The organism is Metaplanococcus flavidus (assembly GCF_042675885.1).
GTDB lineage: Bacteria > Bacillota > Bacilli > Bacillales_A > Planococcaceae > Planococcus > Planococcus flavidus.
Map to the genome: position 1 here is coordinate 513662 of NZ_JBHTKI010000008.1, position 15990 is coordinate 529651.

A 15990-nucleotide genomic window follows, 5' to 3' on the forward strand; every position below is an offset into this window, starting at 1 on the left:
TTCTGCCTCATGCCTGATTCAATAATGCATTAGCTTTTTTTAAGCAAGCGAGCATGAATGTTTCTTCTTCCAATTCCACTTTGCCCGGCAATATTTTCATCAATCGCTCAAAATTATCGACGATTAACGCTGTTTCGACGCCGCGGCTGCTCAACACCGATTCCAGCCACTTTGTGTAATCCAAAAAAATCGCATCATCATCTATATCAAAAGCTGTTTCGAGATGGTCCAAATGATGGTGGTTATCTTTTTCAGTGTGCATAACACCTTTTTCCCCAAAACGCTCCCATAAATTTGGATACGCCGCATATATACTTTTTGCCGTTTCAGCGGCAATCAATTGCTTTGTTTCGCTTTTCATTCGGCAACTACCTCATATTGGCGAACTATCGGTGTGATCCCGGCGAGCTCCTGATCCGGGTAATTCTTCTCCATATCATGGATTTCCTTGAATTCCTGGCTCCGTGCCCAGGCAAGATAAGCACCTTTCGATTCCCACTCCATATGCACAGTCAACTCATTTTTCTTCTTTGTGTTTTGTATCAGTTTGAATGAATGAAACCCTTCATTCGCATCCACACGCCTCGATCGTTTCTGATAGATGCCGATTACTTCATCCGTTTTTTCCGGAGGCACTACTACTGTCGAAGTTACAATATACATAATATGGGAATCCCCCAATCCAATTTCGATTAAATAAGTATAGCATTATGACTCCGGTATTAAAAGCGACATTACAAGCCCTTTGTTTTCTTTGTCTACAGAAAAAAGCCTTTGCATCCGCAAAGACTTCCGTCCTACATATGGAATGAATCGTCGTAAATCGGTTTGACATGGAGTTCATAATGGTTTTTTACACTTTCAATCGGAAGTATACTGCCGGCGGATTCAGGCCGTTCCAACTCTTCAATGTGCTGCATGACCTGATCCGCGAAATACTTGCCGCAAGCAATTTCATTCGGATACATTTCACGGGCCTTCGCCACGAATTCTTCATCGATCATCTGGTTGAAGGCATAATACAACGCCGCATTGATAATAGTCAGAGAATCGCCTGACACGTTTGACACAATGTAATAATTGCCGTAATCATCTTTCAGCAAATCCCGTCCAGCTTGAATTTCCATCTAAATCTCCTCCTTGTCTACTCCATTTATACCCGTGGAAGGGAATCAAAAAACGCATAAACACTTTTCCGTATATATGCATGGATCAGATGGCAGCCGCATCGCTAAACTGCCACTAAATCACCGAACAGCCAAATCAACAGCAAACTGATCGAGCCGACAGAAACCGCCGCAATCAACCCGATATAAAACGGTGTGATTCCCATTCCTTTAAAAGCCCGCAGGTTCGTCGACAATCCCACACCTGCCATAGCGAGGCCCAACATATACGTGGAACCGAACGAACTCCAGAAACTGTGGAATTCCTCCCATGCTCCTGGCGACAACACCCCAAAAGCCTGGCCGTTGGATACTGCAGTCGCGTCACCTATCGAACGCAGCAGCGACAGGAGCAGAAATCCAAGGATGAATAACGGAAACAGCTTATACCATTTCGGCAATTCGCCCCCTTTTCCATCACCCTTCCGATTACGGAAAAACAGGTAGGAAACAAACGGAATGACCGCAATGATGAAAACGTTGCGTGTCAGTTTTGTAATCGTTGCGACATCGATGACTTCATTTGCCCCAAAAACCTGTGCATATATCAATGCCGCTCCGGTGACCTGGGCGGTGTCATGGATAGCGGTTCCCAGAAACAGCCCGGCTTTTACGGGATCGTCCGCAAAAAAGAAATGTGCGAGATACGGGTAAAACAGCATGCCGATCAAACCGAAAATCGTAATGTTGGCAACTGCATAGGAAATTTCGTTTTCCTTTGCTTTAATAACAGGTGCCGTTGCCATTATAGCTGTGACTCCGCATATCCCGGTGCCGGTGGCAATCAATGTGCCAAGCCGGTTTGACTGATTCAATGTGCGGGTGAAATACAAAGTCACGAACAAGCCGGTCCCGATACAGGCAATGATCAGCGGCAAGCCCCATGCTCCCAATTTTAACGCCTCGCTCAGGCTCAGACGCAGACCGAGAAGAATGATTCCTGCGCGTAATGCATATTTCACCACAAAGTCAATGCCTGCGTCAAAAACTGCCGGTAGCCCGATGACATTGCGAATCAGTATGCCGAGCAGTATGGCAGTGAAAATTCCAGATATCGGACTCGCACTTCCCTCTGGCATGATGCCACCCGCGACCAATAAGATGCCAGTCTGTCCTGCAGCGTAAATTCCAGCAATCATGACACCAGCACTGAGCAGCAAGCCCTGAAAGTACTTCAAGAATTTATATGCAACATTTTCTTTCTTCACCATATACTCGCCTCTCCGTCCCGGTTAATACTATATTACCCATAATATCATCAATAACTTGGTCACGGAGGGCGGAAAAGTTGGTGCAACGAATAAAACCAGGCCCCATTCGGCCTGGTCATACGGTATTGCCTGTCTCTACACGGTTTCACAGCTGTTGATTCACACAACAAAATCAAGCCAAGGTTCTTCTGAAGGTTTAAATTACCTTTGTATGCGCTTCTTCTGTCCTGACACCTTGGTTGCTTGCTGATGAGCAGTTCGAAAGCGGCCTGCATTCAATGGTTTCATCGCAGCACCCCATCTTTTGTTGTATTCCTGCTGAAATTTTCAACTTACGAATGTTCTCAGACGCGCTTCATGGCTGCATCTGATTTGGCCGCAACTCCGGTTTGTTTCTTAAAAGTGAAAGATCTGTTAATTAACAGCCTGAATTTATTCAATGTGCCCGGAAACTTTTCCACCGCTTCAGGATAATATTGCGGCAATGGGGCTCCCCCCCTTTACTATCTTGTACTGCTGATATGGTCTGGGATGAATCTTTTCGAATATGGGATGGACTGACCCACATTCACAAACTGTACCCTTATCAGGCAAATCCACCCGATTGCCTATCTCACAGCGGATGAGCGGCGTGCCATAGCTGCTGAAATTTGTAACAATCATATTTCCTTCTTCAGTCGTCTCAATCACGCCTGATAAAAGATTATAATGCATTTTTCCTTTAACGCATTCCATAATCAGAGGGGCTGCTTCTGTTGCACTGTAACGGTTCCTAAGCGGACAATCAAATGCTTCTTCAATCTCTGCCCGGTAATGGGGCTGGACCTCTTCCCCTGCTGGAAAAATGGCAACCGGCTTGAATGCAAGAATGAGCTTATTGCGGTTGATGTATTTTGCCAGTTCGTATATAGCAGACGGGAGGCCGTCGATGAAATCGGGTTTGTATTTTTCAAGATCTTTGATATATGCCGCTGCATTATCCTGGGTGCAATTGTAACTGGAATAAATTCGCTGTCTGACAAAGTAATTGTCTCTCCAGAAAATCTTGGTTTGCTGATTATCCGGAATGAATCTTCCGGAGCTGAAGGAAGCCCTTTTCATTTCCAGGTTAATTGCTCCATGCTGTTTTTTGAAAAAGTCAAGGAACGCTTTTTTCTTTTGAACATCTTCTTTTGTAAACAATAGTTTCAACACTCTGCCTTTATCAGAACTTGTTTCACTTTCCACTGCATCATTTACACTCACGGTATAAACACTCTGGATGTTCTGAAGGAGCATTTCTCTATCAAGTACGGGAAGAAGTTTCATGTCATTTGTGGTTTTAATCTTTTCAATGTCAATATCCTTATAGAATTCCCTGTAAAATGGGCTCCGTTCGATGGCGTGATGAAGAAGCCGCTGTAATTCCTGATCCTGGTACATTCTCGTGTATTTTTCATTCAGGTATTGATGTTTCTCCAATTCGATCAGAAAAGAATAATAGATATTGCCGTAACGGCTGCGTGTTTTCCGGTAACCGTTCCAGCTGGTCAATATGTTTTGAAGGAAGATCGGTATTTTTTCATAAAACTGACTTTGCTGGATTTGCATCCGTTTACCTCCTAAACTTTTTTAATTCCGTTATACCTCTTTATCATTCATCATAAGTTATCCGGTCATAATTGTTTATTCACCAAGTCACTGATATAAAGCATCCTGGTATATCTGCCTTTATATGCGTCCAACATTAAAATTATCCACAGGACCATCCCTGCCGATATTAGAGCCATAGTCGAAATCCAACCGATAATCGGCAACGCTCCCAACAATAAATACACGCTCACAAAAACTACTGTAATATAAATTGATTGTAGGGCATGGTATCGGACAAAGTGGTTTTCACGTTCCATTATCAGCATGAGAAAGCCTGATATAAAACCAAATAAATAGGTTAGTGAACCTGCGACATTCTCCGATAGCCCGAAGGAAGTTTCCGCCGGCAACCGTATGTTGGAATTCGTTGGCCGCTTGAAAACAGTCTGGCATTCAAAATCCTGTATCCGCTTTTCTTCCGGCAATTTAAAATCATTTTCACCCACTCGGGTTCCTCCTTCACTCTTAATTCATATAAGCCAATACTACTCAGACAAGGTTAAAATCACGTTAAAAGAGATTTATTTTCTGATAATTTAGAAAATGACACTATTTATATATCACAAATAAGCTAAGGAACAACTCATCCTCAGCTAATTATATTTATGAGATTGAAATACAAGTTATTTTAACCTGTTCCTGTCAAATCAGTGAACTGTGAATTTATAGCCAAATCCTCTGACGGTATGTATGTATACCGGTTTGGCTGGATCTCTTTCCACTTTTCTTCTTAGATTGCTGATATGGACTTTGACAGTCTGGATATCTCCTTCCGAGTAATAACCCCATATACGGTCGTACAATTGCTCCGCTGTCCACACCCTGTTTGGTGTTTGCGCCAACAGCAACAGGAGCTGGAATTCCTTGTGATACAATTTCACCGGTTTTCCACTGACGAAAAGCTCCCGGGCATCCAGGTGAATTTGAAGATCCTCATATTCCAGCACAGCCAACTTACTCTCTTCTCCATTTGTCCAGCCATTGCGCCGCAGGATTGCTTTAATGCGGGCTTCAAGTTCATTGAAATCGAAGGGTTTGGTGATATAATCGTCCCCACCTGCTTCCAGTCCCTGGATTTTATGATTCAGGTCTTTCAGGTAACTGACAAAAAGAATAGGTACTTTCGTTTGGAGCCTGATCTGTTCACAGGTTTCCAGCCCGTTCATCCCAGGCATTTCTATGTCCATAAGAATTAAATCCACTTCTTCCTTTTCCAGTTGGTCCATTGCTTCGTAACCATCTTCCGCTTCAATAATTCGATATCCTTTCTTGATGAGGAATAGACGGATCAATTCACGGATGCCTTCTTCATCTTCGACTATCAATACAGTTGCCTCACTCATTCAATCACTCCTCCAGCTGATTTATATTGTCAAAGGCAATGCAACATAGAAAGTGCTTCCTTTCCCTATTTTGCTTTCAGCCCAAATTTCACCTTTATGCGAAAGGATGATTTCTTTGGCAATCGCCAGGCCAAGGCCGCTTCCCTGCTGCTTGTTCGGGACGTCCATTTTAAAGAACCTGTCAAAGATATGCGGCAGAATATCTTCTGAAATGCCATTGCCGGTGTCTGAAATCTTGATGATCAATTCACCGTCAAAGTTCTCGGGATCAAGGATTCCATCTTTTTTGTCCCTGCTGATAATTTCTGTGCTTATAGAAATTTTCCCGTCAATGGATGAAGTGTGTTTCACTGCGTTCCAGAGAATATTCGAAAAGACCTGGTCAATCCTGTTGACGTCGATTGACAGGAGATAGCCCTCCTGCAATTCTTCTGTGCTTGTTTCGATGTATTCAAAAACCCTTCCGCTCTGGGTAACATCCGCTTCCATTCCTTGAATTAGCCGTTCCTGCCAATCTGCAACCCGAACACTTTCAAAGCGCAATGTCATATTGCCCGATTTGTACTTTGCCAATTCCACAAGGTCTTCTGTCAGTCTCTCCAACATCAACAATTTGTTATGGATCATATCCAGGTAGCGCGGGTTCTTTTCGTCAATAATGCTTTCTTTGACAGCCTGGATATAACTGTGGATAAGAGTGATGGGCGTACCCAGTTCATGCGAAATTGTCGATAGCATTTCATTCCGGGATTTTTCCATTTCCTGTATTTCATCATTCACCGTAACCAGGTTCATATTTGTAATTTCAAGCGCCATTGTTCGTTCTTTTACATTGCGCTCCAAAAAGTAATTCAGACTCGTGATTTCCTGCGTCAATGTCCGGAGGTTTGAAAGAGTTTCGACCCGGAGTAAAAATTCTTCCTTATCACATGGCTTCAAAAGATAATCGTTAGCGCCGGCTGAAAAGGCATCCTTTTTCTCCTGCACCCCGGCCAATTCCGACAACATGAGAATTGGCAGTTCGGTCAAAGTATAATCCATTCGTATATGCTGGCATAATTCATTCCCGCTCATATCTGCCAGGAACCAGTCAACTACCACAAGATCGATTTCCTGATTTTCCAACAGCCTGATTGCCTCCAGCCCTGTACTGGTACCAAGAACAGAATACCCCTCCTGTTGAAGCTGATAAATCAATATTTTTCTATTGACTTCTTTGTAATCGACCACGAGTACACATATTTGTCCTGCACTCTTTTTGCGTGCTGTAACATTTTCCGCAACTTCAGCGGCACTGAGCTCTTCGATTGCGAAAATTTCTGTTTCTGCAGCCACCTCTTTCTCGTCTGCCCCATAGACGGGCAAAGTAAAACTGAAGGTTGAGCCCGAACCTACAGCTGATTCCACTTTCAACCAGCCTCCGTGCAACTCCACTAGACGTTTCGCAATGCTCAGTCCAATACCGGAACCACCCTTGTTTTCCAGTTGCCGGTCTTTGTTTTTATGGAAAGGTTCAAATAATTTTAAAAGTTGGTCCTGTTCAATTCCTTTACCGGTGTCCCTGACAGACACCAGCAATTGTCTGCCTGATTTTTTTGCTGAAATGACGATTTCTCCCGAGTCAGTGTGATTGATGGAATTCTCTACAAGGTTATAAAGAATCTGTCGAAACCTGTCGGGGTCTGCAATCGCCTCCGGAAGGTTATGAGAAACGGTTTCATAGAGACGTACATTATCATTTTTCATCAGCGGCTGACATATTTCGAGTACGTTTCCGATTAGCACATGGAGTTTCACAGGCTCCACATGAATATCAAGTGAATTTTGTTTAAGTTTGGAAAGATCCAGCATCGCATTAATCATATGCGCGAGTTTTTTACCATTGGAAACAATTGTTTCCAATTGTTGGTTTACAGTCGGGGAAATTTTAGCCGCATTTGATTCCTGCAAAGTTTCCGCGATGCCTATCATACCGTAAAGAGGCGTCCGGAGGCCGTGGGAAGTTATTTCCAATAATTCATCTTTCCGTTCGTTTGCGTGTTTAAGTGATTCCATCGCCAGCCGCTGGCGTTCAATAGCTTTTTTCTCCCTTTCCAGTTTCTCGTTAACAGCTGATGCCTGCTTGTCAGACAACGAAAATGCCGAAAGGAAAATAGAGGCTCCGACAGAAAGGTATACTGTGTTTTCTGCTTGAATGCTCAAAGGAAAAATCCCGAACAGCAGTAAAATTGCAATGCTCGAGCCCAACAGGAAAAGTACCGATCCTGCGGTATAATAACGCGCATATTTTAATCCCTTGTTCCAGCTTGCTACAGATACCCCGAGCATCAGTGCTGCACTGGCAAGCAATGTAAGAGGCAGGAACGGCATAATAATTTCATCGAAAATGAACAGCAACAGCATCAAAACTGCATTTGCTGCTATGAATATTTTGATGACCTTTCTTAAAGCCGGGAAATGTCGCCTTGTATCCAGGAAACTTTCTGTATAGAGAAGTGCGAATATACTGGTGATGCCGATATTCGCATAAACAATCTTTAAATTAAACAATGGTGTTTCCGGCCAAATATTGGACAATGTCAGACCTGCCATGGCAGAAAGACCGCAAAAGGCCGATAAGGCGAAAACAAGAAAATATAGATAACTCCTTTGCCGGTGTCTGACAAATTGGCTGAGGTAATAGATCGTGCCAACTATTCCAATACCTGACAACAGGCCAACTAATGCAGTAATAGCACGTGAATGGGACTGGAATTCATCTTTTTCCCATATTGTTAAAGGCAGTTGCAACGGTCCGTCAGATCTAACTTGCAAATAATAAGTCGTGTACTCCTGGTCGCCGAATTCAAGATCAAAAACATGATGGAGATGTAAATAATCTCTTTCAGAGACAGCTATGTCTCTTCCAGCCTCTTTTATTGAATACGTACCGTCACCAAGAGGAGTGTAAAGCACCACATTTTCAAGCCAGGGGACCGGCAATTCAAGAAGCCATTCTTTTTCTTCAGCTCTGTTTTTGACGTTAAATTGAATCCAATAAGCTGCTTCCGTAAAGCCCTTATTGACCACACCTTGTGCGTTTGGCATAAATCCCCATTGTACAGGCGGCATTGTTACATCTTCGATTGTGTAAGACTGCTTGTTGTCTTTCAGAATAAAAATCGATTGATCGATGTCCCTCTTATCCATCGAGCCGTTTAATATAATGGCACCGTCCGTAGTTGCCTGCTCGGAATTCTCTGTTCTTGGCGCAGCTAATAGAAACAATAGCAGCAACACCAGTGATAACTTTATGATCAACGGGTTTTCCCTATAAAGTCTGCTCATCTGCACACACCTCAAATATCTAAAAATTCCAATAATTAAAGTTGCTATATCAGTTTAATCAAAGAATGAACATGATAAACGTTTTGGCGCTGGAAGATAAGCTTTAGCTGAGAGAGTATCTGAGATATTGAGCTGCAAGGTACGACATTGACAATAATTTTAAAAAATCAAGAAAAATTATAATTAAAAATACATATAATGGTATTTTTTCAGGACTTGTAGTTATACATATCATACCATTAAGCATATAAAAAGTGAATATTTTTAATTCATAAAATTCAATCATTACTTTATTCCCACAAATTTTACAAGTCATACAAAAAAAACCGTCTGCAGGCATTAAACCTTACAAACGGTCGTTATCAAAATAGTGTTTTTTATAATTTTTTTCTTCATACATGGCCTTGTCGGCTTCTTTCAAGATGGAAGACAAAGTCGATTCAGGTTTAGGCATCGTCATTCCTATGCTCGTAGATATTTCCAGTACGGCATTTTCGAATATCCAGGGCAACTTCATCGCTTTCCTGATCTTTTCAACAACTCTCATCGCTGATTCAGGATTTTCTGCCCCAGGCAATAAAATGATGAATTCATCGCCACCCAGACGAGCCGCCAAATCTTCTTTACAAATTCCGGCTTGAAGCCTTCTGCCGAATTCTTTGATAACCGCATCGCCTGTCTCGTGTCCCCATTTGTCATTAATTCCTTTGAACTTGTCGATATCCAGCAGCAATACAGCAAATTCCTTTTTTTTTCTATGGTAATCCAATAACGTTTTTTCCAGGGACTCCTGGAAAAAACGCCGGTTTGGCATTCCAGTCAAGGGATCATGGTAGGCGAAAAACTCCAGCTTTGTTTCATAGTCTTTTTGCAAAGATACATCGCGAACAATCATGACCATGTGGCTGTAGGAATTATTGTCGTCAAAAACTGGGGTCCCATGCAATTCCGACCAGATCCAGTCACCTTTTTTATGGGCGACACGGACGCGCATCTTGCAAATTTCACCACTTTTAATAGATGAACTTAAAGTGCTGTAAAGCCCGTTCAGGTCATCTGGATGAATATTGTGGAAAGGCTCTTTGCCTTTATATTCTTCAGGAGTAAAACCAAAAATAGTTTCCAGTGATGGAGAAATAAACAAATATTCCTTTCGATGATTGATCAAAATGATCAAGTCATTGGCATTTTCCGCAATCACCCGGAAGTTCCTTTCACTTTCCATATACATTTCGACCATTTGATCCAATTCACGCATATCTTTAACAATCAAATAAAAGCCGGTTGTCGCTTCACGAATTTTTATGGGAATGAATTTCACCAAAACTCCGAGACGGGAATTGTTTTTCTGGCTGATGGTAATCCGGAAATTCGTATAAAACCCGTTTTTCGCTTTCCGAAAATTTTTCAATGTTCTTCTGCGATCTTCGGGGACAACAAAATCCAGAACACGCCGGCCGCTCAAATCTTCCATCGCCATTCCACTCAGCCTCAATCCAACAGGGTTTGCTCCTCTAATATGTCCATTTAGATCCAAAGTAAGAATTGCATCGGCATTATGTTCAAACAGGGAATGGTAATAGGAGCGGCTTTCTTCGAGTTTTTTCCACGCCTCCATACTTTCCTGTTTCGCTTCCACTTCGTTGGTAATATCCTGAACAATGCTGAAAATATGGGTGCAATCACCATCATCGTTTAACATGGGTGTGAGGCGGGTTTTAGAAAAAAGCAAATTTCCAGCGGGATCATAGTAACTGTCTTCATATACGATTTGATTTCCAGATTCCAATGCTTTTTTGTACTGGGAATATACCAATTCCGCCACCTCAAGAGTTTGTGTCTCAAAAAATGTCTTGTCTATTGCCGATTCATCCAATTCCGTCTTCTGCATTGCCGACTTGTTCAGGAATTCATAAAAAAACTCACCTTTTTCAACTCGGACGATAAAGACCATTTCCTGAACCCCATCCATTAAGGCCTTTTCAAAAGATAATGACTCCGCACCTTGAATCATATAACTGCCCCCCTCCCATGCCTTTGTTCCTGTTATATAAATCTTCGCTTGTATATCTTTATATAGTTTATCAGATTAAAGTTAAAATGTACCTATAGTCCCACTTTTTTTTTATAATTATGATTCGGTATTCTGTCTTCTTCTAAATATTTTATCTCAAATTCCTCTATTTCCAATAGTTTATCAAACTAATATCATGGAAACACGCACAGAAATTTTCTTTTAGAACCCCGACTTCTTCGGACTTTTCTCACCCTTCTGCCGCCAGCTCACATTTGTATCCCTAATATCACTGTAATAAAAGATTATTTTTAACTTTTATTCAGGATGACTCATTAAATCAGGATAAACATCAGCAATTTTTTCTTTTCCCTAAAACAAATGCACTTATTAAATTTCCCTGGAGACAAATCCATAAGCTGTCCAGCTCACTGTTCCTTCTATATAATAGTAGGAAAGGAGGCCATGCGCATGTGTCTGATTCTTTTTCAATACCGGCAACACCATAAGTATAAGTTGATTGTGGCCGCGAACCGGGATGAATTTTATGGCCGGCCTGCCGCGGAAGCTCATTTTTGGGTTGATCATCCTGACCTTCTCGCAGGAAGGGATTTACAGCAAATGGGAACTTGGCTCGGCGTAACCAAATCCGGCCGTTTTGCTGCATTGACCAATTACCGGGATCCTTCTCTTCCCGAAACAGGAAAAATCTCACGCGGTGCATTGGTAAAGGATTATTTGGCTGTGGATTCCCTGCCGGAAAATTTTTTGGAAGCAATCAAGCCCGAAGACTACACCGGTTTTAACATATTGCTCGGTGATCTGGATAATCTCTATTATTACAGCAACATTCAACAAGAAATCATTAAAATCTCTCCCGGCACTCACGGCTTAAGCAATCATTTACTCAATACTCCCTGGCCCAAAGTGGTTAAAGGCAAAAAAAGCATGGAAAGTTATTTGAACGATGCAAATGAAGTGGATCCTGATTCATTATTCGAGCTGCTGCGGGATTCGGAACAAGCCGCCGATCCACATCTGCCAGTTTCAGGCGTTGGCCTTGAATTCGAACGCATCCTGTCCCCAATATTCATCAAAACCCCGGAATACGGCACCCGCTCAGCGACTGTGCTGCTGGTTGATTATGATAATAATGTAACTTTTGCTGAACGTACGTATGAAAAAGGCGAATTCAGCAACCAGCAGCGTTTTCAGTTTTCTGTATCGTAAAAAGAAAGCGACATAAAAGGTGTTGACCTTTTATGTCGCCAGGCTGTCGAGAAACCGACAACTTCTCTAATCATTGCGCTCTAGGCGGAAGCTTTCCGCGGGGAGCCGCCTGAGCTTTCACTCGCGTTGAAAACCGATGCTCTTCACCACCTGTCGCTTTATTCTGGTTCTTCTGAGTAGAATTAGAGTGCCTACTTCTTGAAAAAAACTTAAAAAGATATTCCTTTATAGAAAGCAAACTGAGATATGGAGCAAAACAGCGCAGAGTTGACCGAAGCCTGCGAGGGCAACTCTTTGCGACGAAGCAGCGCAGCGATGCAGGAGCACGAGTTTTTAGTTAGCTCAGCGCAAGCCCCCAGGCAAGCAAGCTGTTTTGCGCAATATCGGTTTACATTTTATCTTTCTCAACAAGCTAGAGACATCAAAGTCCAAGACCTTCTATGTCGCAATATATTTCGGAAATCCTTTTTAATTCATTCGAACTCCACCGTCATGCTGTTGAGCAGACGTTTGTATTCCTCGTGCCAATGCTGCCACTCGTTTTCGCGGTTAATTTTTCTATCATCAAGAATCGCTCCGATGACATCCAGGCAGACATGCCAGCCCGCTAAGTCTTTGGCAGTCTGAGGTGTGACGCGCTGGATTGTTTCCACAAGGCGAAGTACGCTTTCCCCGTTTTTCTTTTCCACTTCAAATCGCACATGATCCTCCCACCACTCGAAAGCGAGGACATGCCCTTCTTCGTAATCGGTGATTTTTAATTCCTCTGACTTTCCTTCTCCCATATCAAAAGTCAGTTTCCCATCTTTTCGGCTTCACCTATCCGCAATTCATCAAACCATTGCGCCAAACGGCTGTTGTCTGTCAGCATGTTCCAGACACTGTCTGTATTGTGATCCAAAGTCCGTTCAAATACTGCCTTATAGCCTTCATCCTGTTGCGTGATTTCTGCGCGCATCATCATTCCTCCAATATCAACATTTTAATTATCCAATATCTTCTACGGATATTGTAACAGAATTTTGGGTATACAAACTCCAGGGAGTGAAGCAAATGAGATTAGGATATGCATGCATGAACACAGAGTTGAAAAGCGTTTTTCGGACTTTGCGGCTTGCCACTGCTCAATCAGAAGGCGTTGAAAAGATCAAAGAACTGACTTTGAAAAACATGCAGACGACACTTGACATCATCAATTGGAATCTTGCCAATGATATTTATTTTTACCGGGCATCCAGCTCCATCGTGCCGCTTTCGACACATCCGGTAAACACCTGGATCTGGTGGGAAGACCCTGATTTCCTGTTTATTGCCGGCCAGATTCGTGACATTGTTGAAACACATCAGATGCGTGTTTCAGTTCACCCGGGACAATACACTGTGTTGAATTCACCAAGACCGGAAGTCGTTGAAAAAGCTATTGAAGACCTCATTTACCACGAAAAGCTGATTTCTTTGATGGGCGGCAACGACATAATCATCCATACCGGTGGAGCTTATGGCGATAAGGACAAGGCCAAAAAGCAGTTTGCAGAAACTTATCTGGCATTGCCGGAATCCGTCCGTGTACGCGTCCGCCTTGAAAACGACGATAAAACCTTCACCATACGTGATGTTTTGGATGTCCATAAAATGTGCGGCGTTCCGATCTGCTTTGATATCCATCATCATAATTGCAATAATGACGGAACAGCGCTCGATTTTGCTGAGATCTTAGCTACCTGGAAAGGTTACGGCACACCGAAAATCCATATCAGCAGCGGCAAGGAAGGTTTCACGGATCTTCGCCATCACGAGCTGGTGTCAGAAAAAGATTTTGACGAATTATTAATGTTGCTTGGCGGCACCGATGCGGATATCATGTTCGAAGCCAAATTAAAAGAACAATCTGTATTGCCGTTTCTTAAAACATTGGATGAAAAGGCAAAGAAATAAACTGAAATGGAAAACCGGCTGAAAAGAGCGTTGCCGCTCTTCAGCCGGTTTTAATCGTTTCAAGCTATTATTCCAATTTGGGAAAGACCAGTTTGAATACTGTACCTAACCCTTTTTCGGAATCGACGATAATCGAACCTTTCATCTGATGAATGACACTGTATGTGACCATCATGCCGAGCCCTGTGCCTTTTACTTTGTTTGAAAAATAAGGTTCACCGAGACGCTCGACTTCCTCTTTTGTCATGCCTACACCGCTATCGGCCACTTCGACGAAAATTTTTGAAGTGGTGGCTTTGATGCGGACATTCAGTTCACCGCCATCCGGCATCGCTTCCACACCGTTTCGGATGATATTCACCATGGCCTGCCGGAATTTTTGCCGGTCTCCACCTATACTCACTTCTTCTTCAGCTCGATGGCAAAAGAGTTCGACGTCCTTGCTGTTTGCGTATGGACCGAGAATTTTCAGGACACCGCAAACTTCATCATTCGCTGACATCCGGTCCAGTTCACCATAAACGGGCTTGGCATAAATCAGGTAATCGTCAATCAGGCTTTCAGCTGCATTGATTTCGTTCAATATTGTATCGTGGAATTCAAGCTGTTTTTCACGGCTGTAATCATACATCTGCATCAGCTGAATAAAACCTTTGATGCTCTGTATGGGGTTTCGCAGTTCATGGGAAACGGCTGCGGCAAAATGGCTGACGCTTTCCAGCTTTTCATGCTTCATCAATGTATTAAGGAGAAGTTCCTGCCGAACGATATGTTCAATCAGCAAAGCTGTCAGAACAATCATCATTCCCTGATTCAGCATCAGCATCAGCCATATTCCGATTATATCGTGTATCGGGTCACCGAAAAGTATATTTCCGGCAAACATATTAAACATAAAGGACAAGAGCGAAATAGCAAAAACAGTGGCGACTTTCATCCCCCGTTCCATCCGCATATAAGCGGGACGGAGGAACGGTACGCCGGCTGCAATGACAAATTGGTTAAGGATGGCGATATACATGCCGTCTCCACCAATAATGATTCTGCCTATTGCTGAAACCAGAAACAGCACAGCCGAGATGACAGGTCCACCGTAAAGTGCACCCACAATCATCGGTACCTGCCGCAAATCGAATATATATTCCTCCGTGAGGAATTGATAGGGAAATACCATACACAGGATGATCGATATTGAAAACAGGATTGTCATTGTTATCCGATAATCGACAAAGAAATTGCGTTTTCCTGCTCCGGCCAGCATTTGATAAAGCACAATCGGAAAAATGATAAAAAATATATTATTGATCATGCCGGTCATCATTTCGAACAAATTCAGCACCTGCTTTCAAATGGGCTTACGCGGAATTTATTATACAGTAATTCAAGGGACGAGGAACTTATTTCCGCAAATTAAAATTTTCTCGTTTCAATCCCTGTTCAGGAAAGTTTCGCTCTCTTTAATCTTTTTCAATACCCTCTCCCTCTTCTTTTTCATGCCGGCAACCGAAATGCCATACAGCTCAGCCAGCTGTTTGATGCCTTTGTCTTCGACAAATAATTCGTTCAGCAATTGCCTCTCCTTATTCTTTAAATTGATTTTCAACAGCCATTCCGGCAGTTTTTCAGCCGGTTCCGGCATTGCAAGGCTTTCGAAATGTTCTCCTTCAGACAATAGAAACAGCTTGGCATATCTGCCTTCCCGAGCCAATTCGTCAAGCATTGCCCCGTGAACAGTCCGGAAAGCGAAAGGGGTAAAGTCCCCTTTGTCTCCGTCATATCTTGACCAGGCTTGCCAAAGTGCGAGCTTACCGACTTGCCGATATTCCTCGTGATCGCGGTAGATATGCAATTTCCGGATGAGTGCTGAAATCATTGGTGCATATTGTTCTTCGACATCATTAAAATCTTCAAATTCACTGACATTTCCCATTATAGATATTCCTTCTGAACGTTCGTTTATTCCCGGGTAAATTCAGAATAGAAGAAGCCGCTTATACAAGCCACTTGGTGATTCGACTGTTTGCTCCTGCAAAACAACCGCTTTGGCTGATAGAGAAATTTCATTTCAGACCGCGAATCGACTGCAAACTTAAATTGTTATCACAGATAGTTTCCCTATGAAATTCCGGCAT

The 15990-nt window shown here is 42.7% G+C and carries 16 protein-coding genes; 2 read left to right on the top strand and 14 right to left on the bottom strand.

Features of this window, described 5'->3' with window-relative positions:
• Positions 1-7: 7 nt before the first annotated feature.
• The 10 genes from ACFQ1X_RS07465 to ACFQ1X_RS07510 all read right to left on the bottom strand — a co-directional run bounded on the left by ACFQ1X_RS07465 (position 8) and on the right by ACFQ1X_RS07510 (position 10693).
• Positions 8-361 carry a hypothetical protein gene (locus ACFQ1X_RS07465; protein ID WP_144837966.1) on the bottom strand — a complete coding sequence of 118 codons (354 nt, stop codon included), beginning with the start codon at positions 359-361 and terminating at the stop codon, positions 8-10.
• Positions 358-663: an antibiotic biosynthesis monooxygenase family protein gene (locus tag ACFQ1X_RS07470; protein ID WP_144837968.1), complete on the bottom strand. Its 306-nt coding sequence runs from the start codon at positions 661-663 to the stop codon at positions 358-360. The genes ACFQ1X_RS07465 and ACFQ1X_RS07470 overlap by 4 nt, the downstream gene beginning before the upstream one ends.
• A gap of 134 nt (positions 664-797) precedes the next feature.
• Complete coding sequence (locus ACFQ1X_RS07475; protein WP_144837970.1) at positions 798-1127, bottom strand: hypothetical protein; 330 nt, start codon at positions 1125-1127, stop codon at positions 798-800.
• A gap of 104 nt (positions 1128-1231) precedes the next feature.
• Positions 1232-2377 carry a YeiH family protein gene (locus ACFQ1X_RS07480; protein WP_144837972.1) on the bottom strand — a complete coding sequence of 382 codons (1146 nt, stop codon included), beginning with the start codon at positions 2375-2377 and terminating at the stop codon, positions 1232-1234.
• 344 nt (positions 2378-2721) lie between these two features.
• Positions 2722-2862 (bottom strand): hypothetical protein, encoded by a 141-nt coding sequence (locus ACFQ1X_RS07485; protein ID WP_379081955.1) that lies wholly within the window; start codon positions 2860-2862, stop codon positions 2722-2724.
• Positions 2843-3967 carry a phenylacetate--CoA ligase family protein gene (locus ACFQ1X_RS07490; RefSeq protein WP_144837974.1) on the bottom strand — a complete coding sequence of 375 codons (1125 nt, stop codon included), beginning with the start codon at positions 3965-3967 and terminating at the stop codon, positions 2843-2845. The genes ACFQ1X_RS07485 and ACFQ1X_RS07490 overlap by 20 nt, the downstream gene beginning before the upstream one ends.
• Positions 3968-4032: 65 nt before the next feature.
• The gene (locus ACFQ1X_RS07495; protein ID WP_144837976.1) at positions 4033-4455 is read right to left on the bottom strand and encodes a DUF4870 domain-containing protein; all 423 of its coding nucleotides are present in this window, start codon (positions 4453-4455) and stop codon (positions 4033-4035) included.
• Positions 4456-4656: 201 nt separating this feature from the next.
• Positions 4657-5352 carry a response regulator transcription factor gene (locus tag ACFQ1X_RS07500; protein WP_144837978.1) on the bottom strand — a complete coding sequence of 232 codons (696 nt, stop codon included), beginning with the start codon at positions 5350-5352 and terminating at the stop codon, positions 4657-4659.
• 21 nt (positions 5353-5373) lie between these two features.
• Complete coding sequence (locus ACFQ1X_RS07505) at positions 5374-8679, bottom strand: ATP-binding protein (RefSeq protein WP_144837980.1); 3306 nt, start codon at positions 8677-8679, stop codon at positions 5374-5376.
• A 346-nt stretch (positions 8680-9025) separates the two neighbouring features.
• The gene (locus tag ACFQ1X_RS07510) at positions 9026-10693 is read right to left on the bottom strand and encodes a sensor domain-containing diguanylate cyclase (protein WP_144837982.1); all 1668 of its coding nucleotides are present in this window, start codon (positions 10691-10693) and stop codon (positions 9026-9028) included.
• Between the two features lie 471 nt (positions 10694-11164).
• On the opposite strand from ACFQ1X_RS07510, the gene ACFQ1X_RS07515 reads away from it, so the two are divergent.
• Positions 11165-11923: an NRDE family protein gene (locus ACFQ1X_RS07515; RefSeq protein ID WP_144837984.1), complete on the top strand. Its 759-nt coding sequence runs from the start codon at positions 11165-11167 to the stop codon at positions 11921-11923.
• A 473-nt stretch (positions 11924-12396) separates the two neighbouring features.
• Here ACFQ1X_RS07515 and ACFQ1X_RS07520 read toward each other — a convergent pair whose 3' ends face one another.
• Both ACFQ1X_RS07520 and ACFQ1X_RS07525 read right to left on the bottom strand, forming a co-directional pair.
• Positions 12397-12708, bottom strand: coding sequence for an SRPBCC family protein (locus ACFQ1X_RS07520; protein ID WP_144837999.1), 312 nt, complete (start codon positions 12706-12708; stop codon positions 12397-12399).
• Positions 12709-12716: 8 nt separating this feature from the next.
• A complete protein-coding gene (locus ACFQ1X_RS07525) occupies positions 12717-12881 on the bottom strand; it encodes an SRPBCC family protein (RefSeq protein ID WP_379081962.1) in 165 nt (54 codons plus the stop codon).
• 95 nt (positions 12882-12976) lie between these two features.
• Between ACFQ1X_RS07525 and uvsE the strand changes: the two genes are divergently transcribed.
• Positions 12977-13858 (top strand): UV DNA damage repair endonuclease UvsE, encoded by an 882-nt coding sequence (gene uvsE / locus ACFQ1X_RS07530; RefSeq protein WP_144838001.1) that lies wholly within the window; start codon positions 12977-12979, stop codon positions 13856-13858.
• A gap of 67 nt (positions 13859-13925) precedes the next feature.
• On the opposite strand, the gene ACFQ1X_RS07535 is transcribed toward uvsE, so the two are convergent.
• Together ACFQ1X_RS07535 and ACFQ1X_RS07540 are read right to left on the bottom strand one after the other, a co-directional pair.
• The gene (locus ACFQ1X_RS07535) at positions 13926-15179 is read right to left on the bottom strand and encodes an ATP-binding protein (RefSeq protein ID WP_379082032.1); all 1254 of its coding nucleotides are present in this window, start codon (positions 15177-15179) and stop codon (positions 13926-13928) included.
• Between the two features lie 105 nt (positions 15180-15284).
• Positions 15285-15788, bottom strand: coding sequence for a sigma-70 family RNA polymerase sigma factor (locus tag ACFQ1X_RS07540; RefSeq protein WP_144838005.1), 504 nt, complete (start codon positions 15786-15788; stop codon positions 15285-15287).
• Between the last annotated feature and the right edge of the window lie 202 nt (positions 15789-15990).